Annotated in this window: 17 protein-coding genes, 1 pseudogene and 1 other annotated feature; of the genes and pseudogenes, 2 read left to right on the plus strand and 16 right to left on the minus strand. The window is 43.5% G+C overall.

The window, feature by feature from the left end; translation table 11 throughout:
• Positions 1-210 (plus strand): annotated as a pseudogene (locus tag G470_RS14540) (ISLre2-like element ISAot1 family transposase); the annotation flags it as partial.
• A gap of 52 nt (positions 211-262) precedes the next feature.
• Here G470_RS14540 and G470_RS12690 read toward each other — a convergent pair.
• The 11 genes from G470_RS12690 to G470_RS0104320 all read right to left on the minus strand — a co-directional run bounded on the left by G470_RS12690 (position 263) and on the right by G470_RS0104320 (position 10261).
• A complete protein-coding gene (locus tag G470_RS12690) occupies positions 263-481 on the minus strand; it encodes a helix-turn-helix domain-containing protein (protein WP_035445065.1) in 219 nt (72 codons plus the stop codon).
• A 203-nt stretch (positions 482-684) separates the two neighbouring features.
• Complete coding sequence (locus tag G470_RS0104275; RefSeq protein WP_028273747.1) at positions 685-1311, minus strand: V-type ATP synthase subunit D; 627 nt, start codon at positions 1309-1311, stop codon at positions 685-687.
• Positions 1312-1316: 5 nt separating this feature from the next.
• Positions 1317-2693, minus strand: a complete 1377-nt coding sequence (locus G470_RS0104280; protein WP_028273748.1) for a V-type ATP synthase subunit B — start codon at positions 2691-2693, stop codon at positions 1317-1319.
• Positions 2686-4470, minus strand: coding sequence for a V-type ATP synthase subunit A (locus G470_RS0104285; RefSeq protein WP_028273749.1), 1785 nt, complete (start codon positions 4468-4470; stop codon positions 2686-2688). Before G470_RS0104285 ends, G470_RS0104280 begins: the two co-directional genes overlap by 8 nt.
• Positions 4471-4482: 12 nt before the next feature.
• Positions 4483-4794 (minus strand): V-type ATP synthase subunit F, encoded by a 312-nt coding sequence (locus G470_RS0104290; protein WP_028273750.1) that lies wholly within the window; start codon positions 4792-4794, stop codon positions 4483-4485.
• On the minus strand, positions 4784-5785 hold the full coding sequence (locus tag G470_RS0104295) for a V-type ATP synthase subunit C (protein WP_028273751.1): 1002 nt from the start codon (positions 5783-5785) through the stop codon (positions 4784-4786). Before G470_RS0104295 ends, G470_RS0104290 begins: the two co-directional genes overlap by 11 nt.
• A 12-nt stretch (positions 5786-5797) precedes the next feature.
• On the minus strand, positions 5798-6379 hold the full coding sequence (locus G470_RS0104300; RefSeq protein ID WP_028273752.1) for a V-type ATP synthase subunit E: 582 nt from the start codon (positions 6377-6379) through the stop codon (positions 5798-5800).
• Between the two features lie 40 nt (positions 6380-6419).
• Positions 6420-6896: a V-type ATP synthase subunit K gene (locus tag G470_RS0104305; RefSeq protein WP_028273753.1), complete on the minus strand. Its 477-nt coding sequence runs from the start codon at positions 6894-6896 to the stop codon at positions 6420-6422.
• Positions 6897-6926: 30 nt separating this feature from the next.
• Positions 6927-8882 carry a V-type ATP synthase subunit I gene (locus G470_RS0104310; protein ID WP_028273754.1) on the minus strand — a complete coding sequence of 652 codons (1956 nt, stop codon included), beginning with the start codon at positions 8880-8882 and terminating at the stop codon, positions 6927-6929.
• Positions 8830-9195, minus strand: a complete 366-nt coding sequence (locus G470_RS0104315; protein WP_028273755.1) for a hypothetical protein — start codon at positions 9193-9195, stop codon at positions 8830-8832. The genes G470_RS0104310 and G470_RS0104315 overlap by 53 nt, the downstream gene beginning before the upstream one ends.
• A gap of 40 nt (positions 9196-9235) precedes the next feature.
• Positions 9236-9282: a sequence feature (sodium ion sensor (DUF1646 type); this cis-regulatory element may regulate processes involved in with the transportation of sodium ions), on the minus strand.
• A 100-nt stretch (positions 9283-9382) separates the two neighbouring features.
• Positions 9383-10261, minus strand: coding sequence for a DegV family protein (locus tag G470_RS0104320; protein WP_028273756.1), 879 nt, complete (start codon positions 10259-10261; stop codon positions 9383-9385).
• Positions 10262-10399: 138 nt separating this feature from the next.
• Here G470_RS0104320 and G470_RS13795 point away from each other — a divergent pair, with 138 nt between their 5' ends.
• Positions 10400-10720 carry a hypothetical protein gene (locus G470_RS13795; RefSeq protein WP_051258414.1) on the plus strand — a complete coding sequence of 107 codons (321 nt, stop codon included), beginning with the start codon at positions 10400-10402 and terminating at the stop codon, positions 10718-10720.
• Positions 10721-10780: 60 nt separating this feature from the next.
• Here G470_RS13795 and G470_RS0104330 read toward each other — a convergent pair whose 3' ends face one another.
• From G470_RS0104330 to cls, 5 genes are all read right to left on the minus strand, one after another.
• Positions 10781-11452, minus strand: coding sequence for an ABC transporter permease (locus G470_RS0104330; RefSeq protein ID WP_028273757.1), 672 nt, complete (start codon positions 11450-11452; stop codon positions 10781-10783).
• Complete coding sequence (locus tag G470_RS0104335) at positions 11445-12419, minus strand: osmoprotectant ABC transporter substrate-binding protein (RefSeq protein ID WP_028273758.1); 975 nt, start codon at positions 12417-12419, stop codon at positions 11445-11447. Before G470_RS0104335 ends, G470_RS0104330 begins: the two co-directional genes overlap by 8 nt.
• Positions 12420-12433: 14 nt before the next feature.
• Entirely contained in the window at positions 12434-13069 is a 636-nt protein-coding gene (locus G470_RS0104340) for an ABC transporter permease (RefSeq protein WP_028273759.1), read from the minus strand.
• 11 nt (positions 13070-13080) lie between these two features.
• On the minus strand, positions 13081-14259 hold the full coding sequence (locus tag G470_RS0104345) for a betaine/proline/choline family ABC transporter ATP-binding protein (protein ID WP_028273760.1): 1179 nt from the start codon (positions 14257-14259) through the stop codon (positions 13081-13083).
• Between the two features lie 177 nt (positions 14260-14436).
• Positions 14437-15888 carry a cardiolipin synthase gene (gene cls, locus G470_RS0104350; RefSeq protein WP_028273761.1) on the minus strand — a complete coding sequence of 484 codons (1452 nt, stop codon included), beginning with the start codon at positions 15886-15888 and terminating at the stop codon, positions 14437-14439.
• Positions 15889-15915 lie beyond the last annotated feature (27 nt).

A 15915-nucleotide genomic window follows, 5' to 3' on the forward strand; every position in this document is an offset into this window, starting at 1 on the left:
CTCACTGCAGAGAAAAATGGGCTTTTACAGACAGCTTTAACAGCTGAAATAACAGATAAAGTCGAATCACTAGGTGAAGAGATTAAAGGAGCTGTCCGTCAAGCGTTAAAGAAAATAGATTCTACGGCCCAAACAATCCAAACGGGTTCTATCGTCAATTATGGTCCGAAAAGCAGCTTTATAGGCCAACTAGCCCTTTCATTTAGTTAAATGAATAGAAACAAATAACCGCATTTATATTAAGGGTCATTTAGAATAAAGGTTACCGAGGAAAACTTGACGCATACCACTTTGATTTATTCTGTTTATACTGATCAAAGTATTCTATAATTGAACCGCCTTCCTTTAGGAAGGAAACGACATTATAGACCGGTTGATTTGATCGACCGATTTTCCGAGCAATCTTATAAGGTTTTAATCCAGTATCAAAATAAGTTTCTATCCAGCTAAGTTCTTTCATGGTAAGATGTGTGTAGGCCATTTGTGGTCACTCCTCTAATTTTCGTGGTTGGAACTTAGTGAGAGTGTATCACAAATGGTTTTCTATTTTTCTAGCTTAATTTTACAATTCAAGTTCTATAAAAAATAGAGCCAAAAGAACAAAAATTGGCATGCAAGGTATCATGTTCTTAAAGAAAGATAAAAAACACACAAGCCCAATTCAGGACTTGTGTGTTTTTTTGTTTAGCTCATGTCTTTTACTTTCATGAGTCGTGTGATAGACGCCCGTTCGTTTTCTTCCAGTTTCATCTGAATGAAATAGATGGTTTCTTCTAGTTGAGGAATGGTCATGTATTCCAACGCATTCACTCGACGTCGGGTTTTCTCGATTTCGTCTGCCATCAGTTGGCAGGTTTTCTCGATTTCAGACAACTCCAGTAATTCTGGCAACACTTCAGCCAATTCCGCCAAAGAGGTGTCCAATTCACTGTTGGAGTTCAGATACCCGTACTGTAAGTCTTTCGGGTCATTGTCATCGTCGTACTCAAAGTCCATGGTAGGAACTTTAACACTCATGATGTTACGCTGGTCCATACGAAGATTAACTTCTGTTGTGGGCACAGCCATCAGTTCCTCAATAAAACTTTCATGAAGTAAAGATTTAGCCATCATAAATGACTGCATGGCTTCCGTCAATTTTTCTTCTACTTGATTCCGCAACTCGTTGTTTTTCCGAATCAACGAAATAAATTGACGCATCAACTCATCTTGTTTATCTTTTAGAAGCTTATGGCCTCTTGTGGCGAGTTTCAATCGATCCTTGAGGTTCGCCAATTCCATACGTGTCGGGTTCACATTCAGCTTAGCCAACAAGCTCACTCCCCTTCAGGCAAGTACTTGTCAAGCATATCATCCTTAATCCGTTTCAACTCAGCTCTTGGAAGGATAGACAGTAGTTTCCATCCAAGCTCCAATGTTTCTTCGATGCTACGGTTGGTATAGTTCCCTTGGTTGACATACTCCTCTTCGAATTTGTCTGTGAACTGTACATATTTTCTATCAGTGTCTGACAAAGCCGCTTCACCAAGAACAACAGCCAATTCTTTGGCTTCTTTCCCTGCTGCATACGCTGCAAAGATTTGGTTCATTGTTGCTGCGTGGTCTTCACGAGTTTTGCCTTCTCCGATTCCTTTGTCCTTCAAACGGGACAAGGAAGGAAGAACGTTGATTGGTGGTTGGATACCACTGTTGTACAAGTCACGGGACAAAATGATCTGTCCTTCGGTGATATACCCGGTCAAGTCAGGGATTGGGTGGGTGATATCGTCCTCCGGCATGGTTAGAATCGGAATCTGCGTTACCGAACCTTTCGCACCTTCCAAACGTCCGGCACGTTCGTACAAGGTAGACAAGTTTGTGTACAAGTACCCTGGGAATCCACGTCGTCCAGGAACTTCTCGACGTGCTGCAGAAATCTCACGTAAAGCTTCTGCATACAATGTCATGTCTGTCATAATGACCAACACGTGCATGTCTTTTTCAAACGCCAAGTATTCAGCAGCTGTCAAAGCCATACGCGGTGTGGCAATACGTTCGATTGCCGGATCATCCGCCAAGTTGACAAATACGACCGAACGATCAATCGCACCTGTCTTCTTGAAGTCATTCAAGAAGAATTCTGCTTCTTCAAAAGTGATTCCGATAGCCGCAAAGACAACCGCGAATCCTTCGTCAGAGTCTTTAACGGAAGCTTGACGCGCAATTTGTGCCGCTAATTCTTTGTGTGGAAGTCCAGAACCTGAGAAAACAGGCAATTTTTGTCCACGTACCAAAGTATTCAAGTGGTCAATGCTTGAGATTCCTGTTTGAATAAACTCATCCGGGTAATCACGGGCAATCGGGTTGATTGCGATTCCGTTGATATCCAAAGATTTTTCAGGAATCAAATCTGGACCACCATCGCTTACACGACCCATCCCGTCAAACGTACGACCGATCATGTCTTCTGAAACATCCAAAGTAAGAGGGCGTCCCAAGAAGCGGGCTTTTGTGTCTTTCAAGTTGATGCCGCTGGACCCTTCAAAGATTTGAACCATTGCACGGTCTCCGTCGATTTCCAATACTTGTCCACGACGGCGTTCACCGTTTTGCAATTCAATATCAACAAGTTCATCAAATTTGACACCTTCAACGCCTTCAATCGCCATCAAAGGACCGACAACTTCACTGACTGTACGATATTCTTTAAGCATCTAGTTCCACACCTCCTCTTTCAATGATGTCTTGCATCGTATTAGTTATAGCTTCTCTTATTTCAGCGTAACGTTTGATTTCTTCTTCCGGAATGTATTTCATCCGGCCGATGCGTTCTCTTACTTCATCTGTGCCTTTAACAATCTCATCATAGTAAGAACCTAATTTCAATGCACGCACTGCCTGGTCTTCATAGTGCAAGATGGTGGCAAGCATTTCGAATTGTTTTTCACGAGAAGTATAGGTGTCCACATCGTCAAACGCGTTTTGTTGCAAGAAGTCCTCACGGATCATTCGGGCAACAACCAACTTGAGTCGGTCACGCTCAGACAAGGATTCCACCCCGACCAAACGGACGATTTCTTCCAACTCAGACTCATCTTGCAACAGCAATCTGGAACGTCTGACCATATCATTCCAATCAACTTCCAATTGTTTTCCGACAAAGTCGTTCATTTCATTGGAGTATTGAGAATATGAATCCAACCAGTTGATTGCTGGGAAGTGACGTCGTTGTGAAAGTGAACTATCCAAACTCCAGAACACTTTAACAACACGCAAAGTATTTTGCGTTACCGGCTCGGAAGTATCCCCACCCGGAGGAGAAACCGCTCCAATTGCAGTGATGCTTCCTTCACGTTGGTCGTTACCAAGAGTAATGACTTTACCAGCACGTTCGTAGTACTCAGCCAAACGGCTTCCCAAGTAAGCAGGGTAGCCTTCATCCCCTGGCATCTCTTCCAAGCGTCCGGACATTTCACGCAGCGCTTCTGCCCAACGTGAAGTAGAGTCAGCCATGATAGCTACACTGTATCCCATGTCACGGAAGTATTCCGCAATAGTAATTCCCGTGTAAATAGATGCTTCACGTGCTGCAACCGGCATATTGGACGTGTTCGCAATCAAGATTGTCCGTTCCATGATGGATTGGCCGGTATTTGGGTCAATCAATTCTGGGAACTCGTTGATAACATCAGTCATTTCGTTTCCGCGTTCCCCACATCCAACGTAAACCACGATGTCTACATCGGCCCATTTGGCGATTTGGTGCTGCACAACTGTTTTCCCTGCCCCGAAAGGACCTGGAACAGCAGCTGCTCCACCTTTAGCTACTGGGAAAAGTGTGTCAATAACACGTTGTCCAGTAATCAATGGTTCAACCGGGTTCAATTTACGTGCGATTGGACGGCTGCGACGGACCGGCCACTTTTGAATCATGGTGAATTCTTTTACACCATCTTTTGTTTCAATCGTGTATAAAGGGTCGTCCACGCGGAATGTCCCGCTCTCAATTGAACGGACCGTTCCTTCGATTCCAACCGGAACCATAATTTTATGGTTGATGACACTTGTTTCTTGAACCGTTCCAACCACGTCACCGGCGGATACTTTGTCGCCTACGTTTACCGCAGCTACAAAGTCCCATTCTTTGTTCCGGTTCAATGGATCGATTGCTTTTCCTCTTTCAAGGAAGTTGCTGTTGGTGATAGCTTTAAATTCATCCAATGGACGTTGAATTCCATCGAACATCTGAGAAATCATTCCTGGAGCCAACTCTACGGAGAGTGGCTCTCCTGTTGTTTCAACCGGCTCTCCAGGTCCGACCATGGAGGTCTCTTCATATACCTGGATAGAAGCCACATCGCCACGCATTTCAATGATCTCACCGATAAGACCTAAGTTCCCCACTCGGCAAATATCTTGAATGTTGGCATTTTCCATGCCCTCTGCCCGAACTAACGGACCAGAGACACTTACGATTCTTCCTTTGTTCAAACTGGTAACCTCCTATAGAATATTTTGACCCACGGCTTTTTCGACATTCTCCTGGACGCGTTTTTTACCGATTCCACGCGAGCCAGAATGGTTCGGGATCAAAATGACGGCGGGCTTTACTAAAGCATCGTAACGCCGTATAGTGTCAGGAATCAGCTCTGCCAATTGCTCGGTCAGATAAATAATGCCGTATCCTTCTTTGGCCAAGCTGTCGACCGCTCTTCTTGCTTCGGTCGCTTCAGTTGCGAATCGAACATCGAATCCGAGCATTTTAAATGACAGTACAGAATCTTTGTCCCCGACGACTCCTATCTTATGCGTCATAACTCATCCGCAACCTTTCTCTGATCTTTTCCGCAGGCAATCTGTTTTCTTTTCCAGCCAAAACTAAGCGAATATTTTTCACTTCGTTTTCCTTTGAGTAAAGAAACGCTAAAATTGGCAGCGGACCAAACACTTGCAATTTGGCATCTTGCATCCGTCTCATAAAGGCATCATCTGTCGACAAGTCAATTTTAACGGGAGACAATTCCTGCGTTTCTTGATCAATCGATTCTTCAATGATTGAGCGGTACTTGCCTTCACGTAAGACTTTTCCTGCTGTGACAAGATTCTCTCTTCCCAGTTCAACCAGTTCTTCTTTTGGAATAGTACCGGAGCTGGAAAGAATGGTCACAAGGAAATTTCGAGTACGTTTTTGCTTGATGGCTCTTGTCAATGTGGAAAGGTTATTCAAATCAATGTAAAAGCCGACGATTTTTTTGACGTCCTCGTTCCCCATTTCATCAGCCAATTGCTTCATATGAGTGAAATACCGTCTATCCAAAATGATATCAATTGCTTGAATATTTTGATACTCTTCATAATGGGTCATTGCTTCTTCTATGCTTTCAAGAAAAGCAGGGTGCAATTCAGCTGATTCTTTAGTGTGGATTGCTTGCCGAAGTTCGGAAACTCGAGGACCGACCGGAATATACAAAGAAGAAAAATCTTCTCCCGTAAACCGCTCTTTCAGCAGAACCTTCAGATTGTGGTAAGAATACCGCAACGCAGCAATGTCGACCAATTCTCTCTGAGGAGTGGATTGATACACTTCTTCAAATGTCTCATGCAACTGCTGCATGAGATATTTGTCGTAGTTTTTTGTTTCTTTTAAATCGTCTACGATGTTTCGATAAGGAGTATCCCGCAATACGTTCACAGCCTCATCATAAGAGGGAGCATCAATCATTCGCTCGTAATGAGAACGAGTCAGGAGGTTCGTTTCAAATACACGTATTCGCACATTCGCGGAAGCATATGCTGTATCTTCCAAAATTATCCCTCCTTATTGAAATAATTGCTGTGAAACTGGTTGAACAACGTCATTTTTCACATCTTCAATTAAAGCATCAAACAAATAGTTGTATTCAATGCCTTCTTTTCTGATGATAGCGCCAGCTTTTTCTTTGATGGTTTCAGCCGACAAAGTCACTTGTGTGCCCTCAACAGCTAAATTGTCCACCCAGCTTGAGTCCACTTTGGAGGCAGTCTCTTCGCCGAGGACCACCTCTAGTTGACCTTGTTGTTCGAACTGGTGCAAAACATTGCTCAAGAAAGTTTGAGTGGTTTTTGCATCCATTGTCTTCAGAACATCATATGCATCGGCATATACATCAGATAAAATGCGCTGCTTCACAGCAAGAATCTCATTCCGTTTTTTTACTTGGAGCGTGTTTTTAGAGATTTCATGTTCTCTTTTCAAACGCTCATCGATTTGTTTTTTACGGTTTTCTTTTTCCACTTCTGCATTTTGTTTAGCAGTTTCCAGTTTGGTCTGTGCTTTTTCTTCCGCCGCAGAAATTTGTTGCTGAACCGCACTTTTTTCTTTTTCAATCACTCGTTCAATGAGTAGTTTTAAGTCTGCCATGTTTCCCCCTCCATTCTCTTCAGATTTCTAATGTTGTCTATTACGCGTTAAAGACAAGCAAGAAGGAGATAACGAAACCAAGGATTGCGTAAGTTTCAACCATCGCAGAGTAAATAATACCTTTAGTAGCGTGCTCTGGTTTTTTCGCCAAGATTTGGATACCTGCAGAAGCTACACGTCCCTGAGCCATACCGGAGAAAAGACCAGTAAATGCAATTGGAAGAGCAGCCATGAACAAGTACAAACCAGTTCCGGCAGAAGTATCAGGGGTAACGTTCAAGTAGATCAAAAATGCGATAACGAATCCGTACAACCCTTGTGTACCTGGAAGCAACTGCAAGATCAACGCTTGACCGAATTTTTCCGGTTGTTCAGTTGTCAAAGCTGCTGCTGCTTCACCGGTCATACCAACACCTCGTGCTGAACCGATTCCTGAAAAGATTGTAGCCATTGCGATTCCGAAAGCAGCCCAAATCATTCCGCTGTTTTCTCCAAAAAATTCTGCTAAGTTAAACATTCTGTAGTTCCTCCATTTTAGTGAAAATTTTTAATCTTTGCTTCTCAAAGAAACATGTTTTTCCAATGTTTTCAGTGGGTTTAATGGACGTCCGCCGCCCTCATAAAATTTACCGAAAAATTCTACGAATTGCAGACGTGCCGTATGCACATACGCACTCAAATATGTCAAGAAAATATTCAACGCATGAAGCGCCACCATCAAGAGTATCCCGACTGTGAAACGCGCACCGGTCGGCAAGAAACCAACAATCATGTTGAACGCCATTCCGATACTTGCACCAGAAACTCCCAGTGCCATCAAACGGGTGTAACTGACGATGTCTCCGACATATCCTGAAATGCCGTATATATTATACGCACCCAAAGCCAATCCAAGTCCTTTGTTTTTGCTTGCCAAAGCTGAAACAAAAAGTATTCCAACCGCATTTACTGCTGCAAGCAAAATACCAATTGTACTCATGATCGAGTTGTTGAAGACCATCGATCCCAGTACCCACAACAAGATTCCGGTCAAAATCATTGCCCAAGCATATCCATCAATATAACTGGATGCACGTTGGCCTTGTTTGTTTTTTACTATACCATTGGTAACCAGACCCACCATCATTTGAATGAATCCGAATGCCACTGATAAGAGCAGAACCGGAATAACGTCTTCTTGGATAGACAACAGCATAAATGGCAATTCAAACCCAAAGAAACTTCCGTAAATCAATCCGAATCCCATCACTCCATATGAGAGCAGATGGAAGAACTTGAGATTCTTTTTCATACCGTCTTTCAAATGCAACGTTTTCAATGCTGCAAAGGTTGCTGCCCATAAAATTAATCCGTATCCTAAGTCGGCACTCATCATTCCGAAGAAAAGAATTTGGAATGGAACCAACAATGGTGTCGGATCAATTTCATCATACTGAGGCAAGCTGTACATTTCGGTCACGGTTTCAAAAGCCTCGACAAACGAATTGTTTTTCAAGACTATAGGAACCGATTTATAATCTGCGCTGGTAACCTCATCTTCGATGATGGCAACTTGGTCTTTCCCTACTGTGTCTTCAATCAAACGAGTAAGGTTAGGAATTTTTTCTTCTTCCAACCAACCGCTTAGTACAAACAAATTCGTCGTGTTCAACAACAACGATTTGGCTGTCTCTCTTTGCGAGAGGTTGTAATAGTATTCTTCTGCAAGCTCCAAATCCCGTGGAGCTTTTTTGTACGAACGCAGCTCTTTTTCGAGATCTGCTTTTCGCTGGCGCAACTCTTCCTGCAGTTTTAGATTCTTTTTAAGCTCTTCTGCTGGAATGGACTCAAAAGGATAGTCTATCGGAGTAAATTGGAACTCCAAGAGAAGGCGGTTGATTGTTTCTGTTTCTTCAGAAGGCCCCACAACCAAGAACGCTGCATCATCATTTGTGCGGAAAATTTCCTCATAATAAATGGTTCCGGCGTCTTTAGCCGCGGTAGTAAATTCAGTAATCATTTCTGAATTGATTGTACCTACTTGTGCATTCATCATGCGGAAAGATTGCAACTCAGAAGGATGGAACGAGAGAGAACTCCATTTTCTCAGGTATTCTTCTTGTTCAACCAAAAGCTTACGTTCTTCCTGCAGTTCATTTAGTTGCTCTTCTTTTGAATTGATTTTTTCAACCCATGCCTGGATATCTGTTTGTTCCACAGATTTTTCCAATTCTTGAAGAGTCATTGTTTCAGGCCCTTTGCGCATACGTGCCATAAGACCTGGTTCCGGGATATACTCCCTTAGATAGTCCAGCGCATGGCGGACTTCTTGAAGTTGCGTCTCATACTCCCCTTGAGAGCGTGAAAAACTTTCTGACTCCACTTGGGTCAGAATCGCTTCCTCATCTTCTTCTGAGACTGGAACAATTTCTACTCTCTGCAATTCTTGGACAGCTTTTAGCAACAAATCCTTATTGGACTGTTCCGCCAACAGCGTCAACTTTTTCATCTTGGCGATAGCCATAGCGACGCAACACCTCCTTCGCGATCAACTTTGCCACGTCTTCTCTTTTTTCTTGATAGACTTTGGCAAACCGCTCGGATTCCACAGAAACAGCTTGTTCCGCTTCTTCACGAACGATAGAAAGTTTTTCTTCGTACTGACTGCGCTGCTCTTGTTCATATTGCTCCAACTCTTTTTCAAGCTGCTGCTGAACAACTGCCAACTCCTCGTTTAAACGACTTTCAATTTCCTTAATCTCCGCCTTGCCGTTTTCGTGGAATTGTGCAGCTCGTTTTTCTGCATCTTTTACATACTCAACTGCCTCGCGGTTCATGCACTTCCCTCCTTCCAAAAAAAGGGCAGAGCCAACAAGCTTCCTCTCACCCCAGAAGAAGTATACCTTGAAAGCTCACGCCCAACCGAAATTTATATTTTGTTCAACAAGCATAATGTTAACAAATATTGCATTCGTTGTCAATTTCATCAAACAATATTACGGGCGTTAGGTTGCTCTTTTCTATTTACCCTTCCAGTGTGCGCTCTTCTCCCAAGCTGAACAATGCCATCGAACCGAACCCGGTGTGCGAGGCAATGGTCGGTCCAAATGGAGAAACTATGATGTCTTTCACTTGGAGACGTTTTTCCAACTCAGATTTCACCCATTCAGCCTCTTCCGGGACACCTGCGTGTCCAATAAACATGGTTTGCTCTTCAGAACGTACTGCGCCTTCAACGGTCTTGTCGACCAAATACTGCAAGGATTTCTTTCTTCCACGCACTTTGGCAACAGGTACCAGCTTTCCGTTTTTTGTGACGGCAATAATAGGTTTGACACTCAATAACGTACCAATTGTTGCTGAAGCAGCAGATACACGTCCACCGCGTTGCAAGTGCTTGATGTCATCCACTGTCACCCAAGAGTGAACACGTTTTTTATTTTCTTCCACCCATTCAGCTACTTCCGGAAGTGACTGCCCGGCTGCTTTGCGTTTGGCAGCCTCATAGACCAACAGCCCCTCCCCTAAGCAGGCAGCTTGGGTATCAATAATCGTAATTGCCGGGTTGTCATACTCTTCTTTTAACATATCCAATGCAGTCATCGCACTGTTATACGATCCACTCAGTCCAGAAGAAAACGCTAAATAAAGTAACGGGATGTTATTATCTGCATAGTATTTGAACTTTTCCAAATACGTGCCAGCATTGACTTGGGAAGTAGATGCCGTCGCGCCATTCTTCAAACGGTTGAAAAATTCCTCACGGTCAAACGATACTCCCATATCATCGCGCAACTCTTCCCCTTCCATATGGATGGTAAAGTGAACGATATCAATATCGTATTTCCGGACGATTTCGATTGGCAAATCACTGCAAGAATCTGTCATTAACTTGTATTCCATGTATAAACCTCCTTTCACTTGTTGCTTTTCCTATTATGCCATTGTTGCGCGGAAATAAAAAGTCCTATCAAAAAAAGGTTGCAAAAAGGAACGCTTGTTCGTATAATAAGAACACAAACAAACGTTCGGAGGTACATCATGGAGAAATTGTTGCTCGAGAAGTATAGCCCAATCCATTTGTTTCAATTGAATCGCTTCAAGCCAAAGGACAGTGAGGCAGTCCGGCTGCTTCCTCAAATGCCCTCAAAGCAACTTGCATTTTTCTTGCGTCAATCCATGGAGAAAAAAATGACCATCACCATCCAATTGAACCCTTCTGAAAAGAGAGGGCCTGTTCGAGAGCATACCGGTGTTCTGCGCCTTTCTTCCAAATCAGATAACCTCTTTATTGTAGAAAACAACAATACCCTTTACTTATGTCCGTTCGCCCAGATTCGGCACATCCGTATTGCCAAATAAATTTTGTCCATTCAAAAACGGCTCCTTTGGAGAACAATCTCCAAGAGGCCGTTTTTTGGTTTATTTTTTTGTTCGGTTGGACGGGTCCACTTTTTTCTCCAACCATCCTAAAAACAGATCGCTTATGATTGCCATGAAGGCAGTTGGAATGGTTCCCGCTAAGATGATGGATCCACCATCCGTTGCGTTGACGCCTCGAGTGATGATATCTCCGAGACCTCCCGCTCCGATAAATGTCCCAATCGCGGTGATTCCGATTGCTACAACCAATGCATTTCGAATACCTGCCATGATAACGGACAGTGCAAGCGGCAGTTCAACTTTATACGTCAACTGCCACCGTGTCATTCCCATACCTTTTCCGGCATCCAATAAAGAATGGTCGACGTTCCGTACTCCAGCGTAAGTGTTTTTCAAAATAGGAAGGAGCGAGTAAAGGAAGACAGTCATCACAACCGTATCTGCTCCCACTCCTAACCCGAGCATCAAAATCGACAGCATGGCCAGCGAAGGAATAGTTTGAATCACGTTTGCCGCCCCAATAGCCCAATCAGCCATCTTAGCATGTCTGGCCAGCCAAAAACCGATAGGAATTCCTACAATGGATGCGAACACCACTCCGTATATAGAAATAAGGAAGTGACGGAGAAACTGGCTCCATACATACGCACCGTTTTGGCCCATGTAATAAATAAGCTGTTGGATCATGGACATTTCAGTTACATCAACCATTCGTATCACCGCCTTCATTGTTTGCAGACTCGAGGAAAGGTTCTTTGTCCTCAAAGTAGTTGTTTTCTTCTAAAAACTGCGTGGCCACCACTTTAGGTTCAATCAAATTGTTGTCCGCCGCAAAGTTTAATTCCTGCATTTGTTCATTTGTAATGGTATTTTCCATTTTTAAGAATATGGATTCCAATTGTGGGTAAGCTTCCAATACTTCATAAGAAGCCAACGGACTTGCATCATAAGGCGGGAACAATTGCCTGTCATCTTCCAGTACCACTAAATCATAGCTGGCAATCCGCCCGTCTGTGGAATAGCCCAAAACAATATCCATCTCTCCCGCCTGAAGAGCATCATAAACCAAGCCGATTTGCATAGGCGTGACTCGCTGGAAGTCAAATTCATAGGTGTCCAGAAACGCACGGTAGCCGTCTCCTTCCCGTTCCATCCACGAGTTGTCCACTCCGGCCCTCAACTCACCGGCAATGGGTTCTAGATCACTGATCGTTTCCAAATCATGTTCTTCCGCCAATTCCCGTGTCACCATAAAAGCGTAGGTATTGGCAAAGCCATAAGTCGGGAACCACTTTTGTTGGTGTTCTTCTGCAAACAGCTCAACGACCGTATCGTATGCCAATTCAGGATCTGTAATCGGGTCTCTGCCCAAATCTCCCGTCAAAGAGGTGCCGGTGTATTTCACCCCTGTAATGTTAACGTCTCCGTTGACCATTGCTTGGTGAGCCATGGAAGAAGTTCCCAAGTTGTTGACCACTTGAGCATCCACATCCATGTAATGTTCCACCATTCCTTCAACCATAAAGGCCATAATCTGTCCTTCCGTACTGGCCAATCCGGCGATGGAGATGCTTTCCTCTCCAGCTTGGCCTCCGATGCCTGGCAGAGCACAGGCACTTAAAAGGAGTGTGGTGAACGTGAAAAAAAGCGTCTTTCCCAATGTTTTTATTCGTTTCATCGTTTGAAAGCCTCCTATTCTGCTAAACGTAAATTTCGAGGTGTGACTTTTTTCTCAAGCAAGCCCAGGAGCCAATCTACGATCAAAGCCAATATAGTCACGGGAATTGTTCCTCCGATAATTAACTCTGGTATAAATAAGTTCAACCCATTAAATATGAAGTCTCCTAAGCCTCCTGCTCCAATATACGAAGCTAGAGTGGCCCAAGCAATGACATACGTCCCTGACAAACGAATTCCTGCCATGATCACAGGAGCAGCTTGAGGAATTTCGACTTTCTTGATCAGCTGCCATTCCGTCATGCCCATTCCACGGCCTGCATCAACCAGATCCGGCTTCACGCCTTTCATACCGATGTATGCATTTCGCAAAATCGGCAGCAACGAATAAATAAATAACGCAACAATGGCCGGTAATTTTCCGATTCCAAAGAAGGGAATCATGAATGCCAACAAAGCCAGCGATGGAATAGTCTGCAGAATCGAGGCGGCTCCGATGACCAAAGAGGCGGCTCTGTCAAAACGAGTCAACAATATTCCCAAGGGTACCGCCACAAGGACACCTAACGCAAGCGCTGCGGCAGATATATAGATGTGCTCCCAAATTAATAACATCATTTGAGAACCATAGTTATTGAAAAAATCCAGCATACTACCCCTCCTTATTCATCTGTCTCTGACGTAAGAGCACCGAACGCTTCCGTTGTCTGACGTTCTTCTTCTTCGTCGCCCCAAATGATGTCGTAAACAATGTTGACCAAGGAGGCCCGCGTGACCAATCCAATCAATCTGTCTTTTTCATCCACCACCGGGATATTTTTAAACCCGCGCTTTAACATACGATCGACAGTATCTCTTAAATAAGAACCTGTCCGCACGTAATACACCTTGCGTGTCATGATATCGCTCACACTTGTAGCGCGTTTCCGGTTGTGGTTGATGTCTTCAAAGTCGACAACGCCTTTCAATATTCCTGCATCATCCGTCACAAATAATGCATCCACTCGCTTATCGCGCATCAATTTAATGGCAGTCTGCAAGGAAACACCTGGAGTCACAGAGACCGGGTCTTTAATCATCACTTGGTCTACTGTTTGAATGTTTGGACGGGCTTGGATCAACCGTTCTTCCCCAATAAAGCTCTCTACAAATTCGTTGGCTGGGTTAGAAAGTATGTTATCTGGAGTATCATACTGCAGCAATTTCCCATGGGACATGATGGCAATTTTGTCTGCCAAATTCAATGCTTCGTCCATGTCGTGTGTAACGAATATCACTGTTTTTCCCATTTCTTCCTGCAGATGCTTGACCAATTCTTGCAGGGCATCCCGCGTGATGGGGTCCAGCGCTCCAAAAGGCTCATCCATCAAAATGATGTCCTGGTCTGCAGCCAACGCCCGGATAACGCCGATCCGTTGCTGTTGTCCCCCGGATAATTCTTGTGGGTAACGGTCTAGAAATTCTTCCGGCATGTCCACCCGTTCCAACAATTCCTTGGCCCGTTGGCGAATTTTACTTTCTTCCCATTTAAGCAGTCGCGGGACCATTACAATGTTTTCGTATACCGTCATATGCGGCATCAATCCGGTTTGCTGAATAACATAGCCGATTCTTCTACGGAGTTGGACCGCATTCTGTTTCATGATGTCTTTTCCATCGATGCGAATCTCTCCAGACGTTGGTTCAATCATCCGGTTGATCATCCGCATAGTCGTGGTTTTCCCACTTCCACTTGTTCCAATAAATACGACAAACTCGCCGTCATTAATTTTGAGAGAAACATCGTCTACTGCTTTTGTTCCATCTTCATATACTTTTGACACATGATCAAATTCAATCATTTTCCTTCCACCTTCTTTTTTTAAAATATGTAACTCATGATTCACTCCCGCTCTTAAGAACAAGACCCTTTATAATTATGACAAAGATGTGACAAAGATTCAACTTTACTTTCCTTTCCTTCATCAACCTGAAAATAAAGAGCCCAGGAATCTTGTCCTGAGCTCTAGGTTTTGCCATTATAAAATAGGAGATAACAAACGACTGAATGTTTGTTTGAATCGTTCCCACAGTGAAAAGTTGGCCATTATCTCATCTGTTAACAAGTAACTCCCTTCCACATCTTTAAAGAACAACACTTCCTGTTCTTGAGCCAATTGTTCATCATAGAGGAAGACATTGTTTTCAAAATTCAATTTAAAGCTTCGGATGTCAAAGTTGGCAGAGCCGATAGAGCAAAGTTTACTGTCGATGACAATCGCTTTTGAGTGAAGAAACCCTTTGTCATAAATATATATTTCTGCGCCTAACCTGGCTAATTCTGAAGCATAGTACAACGTCGCACGGTAAATGAATGGATGATCCGGTTTGTTTGGAATCATTAGTTTAACGTCAACTCCGGAAAAAAGCGCAATCTCCAAAGCTTCCATCACACCCTCATCGGGAACAAAATATGGAGTTTGAATATAGACGGATTCTTCTGCCATGTAGATCATTTTCAAAAAACCTTTTTTTATGGCTTGGATTTCTGTATCCGGACCGCTTGCGACTACTTGCATATCGGTCGTCCCTTTCAAAGGGGAAATCGGAAAGTATTCATTATAATACGTCAGCTTGTGGTGCTTGACCGATGCATTCCAGTCCATGATAAACCGTGTCTGCAACGGCAAAACGCCATTTCCTTCAATTCGTAAGTGCGTGTCCCGCCAATACCCCATGTTCTCGTATTCGCCCAAATAGTCATCTCCGACATTAAAGCCTCCTGTATAACCTACCTTCCCGTCAATCACCACTATTTTTCTGTGGTTTCTGAAGTTCAGCCTCAAGTTAAGGAGAGGAAATTTCGATTTGAAGGAAGGCTCTGCGTATCCCCCCAATTCACGCAACCTTTTGAACGAACGTGAACGGAGTGTTCGTAAACCAAACGAATCAAACAACACAGCCACTTCCACCCCGTTGGCTGCTCGTTCCTCCAAAGCTTCCAATAATCTGCTGCCTATTTTGTCCATCTTAAAAATATAGTACATAACGTGTACATGGTGTTGGGCTTTTGAAATATCCTCTATCAGGCGGTCAAACTTTTCTTCTCCGTCCGCAATAATGGAAACTTTGTTGCCTTTTGTCAGTACGGACCCGGTAGTTTCCAAAAAAAGACTTGCTAGCTCACGTGTTTTGGGCGCATCGATTGATTCGTCAAGCACTGGAGCATCTTCTGCGATTAATTGCTGTTGTGCTTCCACCAATTCCGGCATCCCGATCGTTTCTTGGGTGCGGATATCAAATATTTGTTCTTTCGATATTTTCCTGCCTATGAATAGATAAAGAATAAACCCAATCACAGGTAATAAATTCAATACAAGAAGCCATGCCCAAGTAGCCGCGATGTCCCTTTTTTCTCTGAACACAGTAATGATGGCTAAAATTGTGTTTACTACCAGTATGAAAATTACAATATTTCGAACTATTTCCATTCTCTGTCTCCTAATTTTTTGAATCAG

Source organism: Atopococcus tabaci DSM 17538 (genome assembly GCF_000429585.1).
GTDB classification, from domain to species: domain Bacteria; phylum Bacillota; class Bacilli; order Lactobacillales; family Carnobacteriaceae_A; genus Atopococcus; species Atopococcus tabaci.

Excerpts from the sequence above, each read along its gene's own strand:
- G470_RS0104300 (WP_028273752.1), bottom strand. The coding sequence starts at position 6,379 with ATGGCAGACTTAAAACTACTCATTGAACGAGTGATTGAAAAAGAAAAA.
- G470_RS0104330 (WP_028273757.1), bottom strand. The coding sequence starts at position 11,452 with ATGGTTGATGTAACTGAAATGTCCATGATCCAACAGCTTATTTATTAC.
- G470_RS13795 (WP_051258414.1), top strand. The coding sequence starts at position 10,400 with ATGGAGAAATTGTTGCTCGAGAAGTATAGCCCAATCCATTTGTTTCAA.
- G470_RS0104340 (WP_028273759.1), bottom strand. The coding sequence starts at position 13,069 with ATGCTGGATTTTTTCAATAACTATGGTTCTCAAATGATGTTATTAATT.
- G470_RS0104335 (WP_028273758.1), bottom strand. The coding sequence starts at position 12,419 with ATGAAACGAATAAAAACATTGGGAAAGACGCTTTTTTTCACGTTCACC.
- G470_RS0104315 (WP_028273755.1), bottom strand. The coding sequence starts at position 9,195 with ATGAACCGCGAGGCAGTTGAGTATGTAAAAGATGCAGAAAAACGAGCT.
- G470_RS12690 (WP_035445065.1), bottom strand. The coding sequence starts at position 481 with ATGGCCTACACACATCTTACCATGAAAGAACTTAGCTGGATAGAAACT.
- G470_RS0104310 (WP_028273754.1), bottom strand. The coding sequence starts at position 8,882 with ATGGCTATCGCCAAGATGAAAAAGTTGACGCTGTTGGCGGAACAGTCC.
- G470_RS0104305 (WP_028273753.1), bottom strand. The coding sequence starts at position 6,896 with ATGTTTAACTTAGCAGAATTTTTTGGAGAAAACAGCGGAATGATTTGG.
- G470_RS0104290 (WP_028273750.1), bottom strand. The coding sequence starts at position 4,794 with ATGACGCATAAGATAGGAGTCGTCGGGGACAAAGATTCTGTACTGTCA.
- cls (WP_028273761.1), bottom strand. The coding sequence starts at position 15,888 with ATGGAAATAGTTCGAAATATTGTAATTTTCATACTGGTAGTAAACACA.
- G470_RS0104280 (WP_028273748.1), bottom strand. The coding sequence starts at position 2,693 with ATGCTTAAAGAATATCGTACAGTCAGTGAAGTTGTCGGTCCTTTGATG.
- G470_RS0104320 (WP_028273756.1), bottom strand. The coding sequence starts at position 10,261 with ATGGAATACAAGTTAATGACAGATTCTTGCAGTGATTTGCCAATCGAA.
- G470_RS0104345 (WP_028273760.1), bottom strand. The coding sequence starts at position 14,259 with ATGATTGAATTTGATCATGTGTCAAAAGTATATGAAGATGGAACAAAA.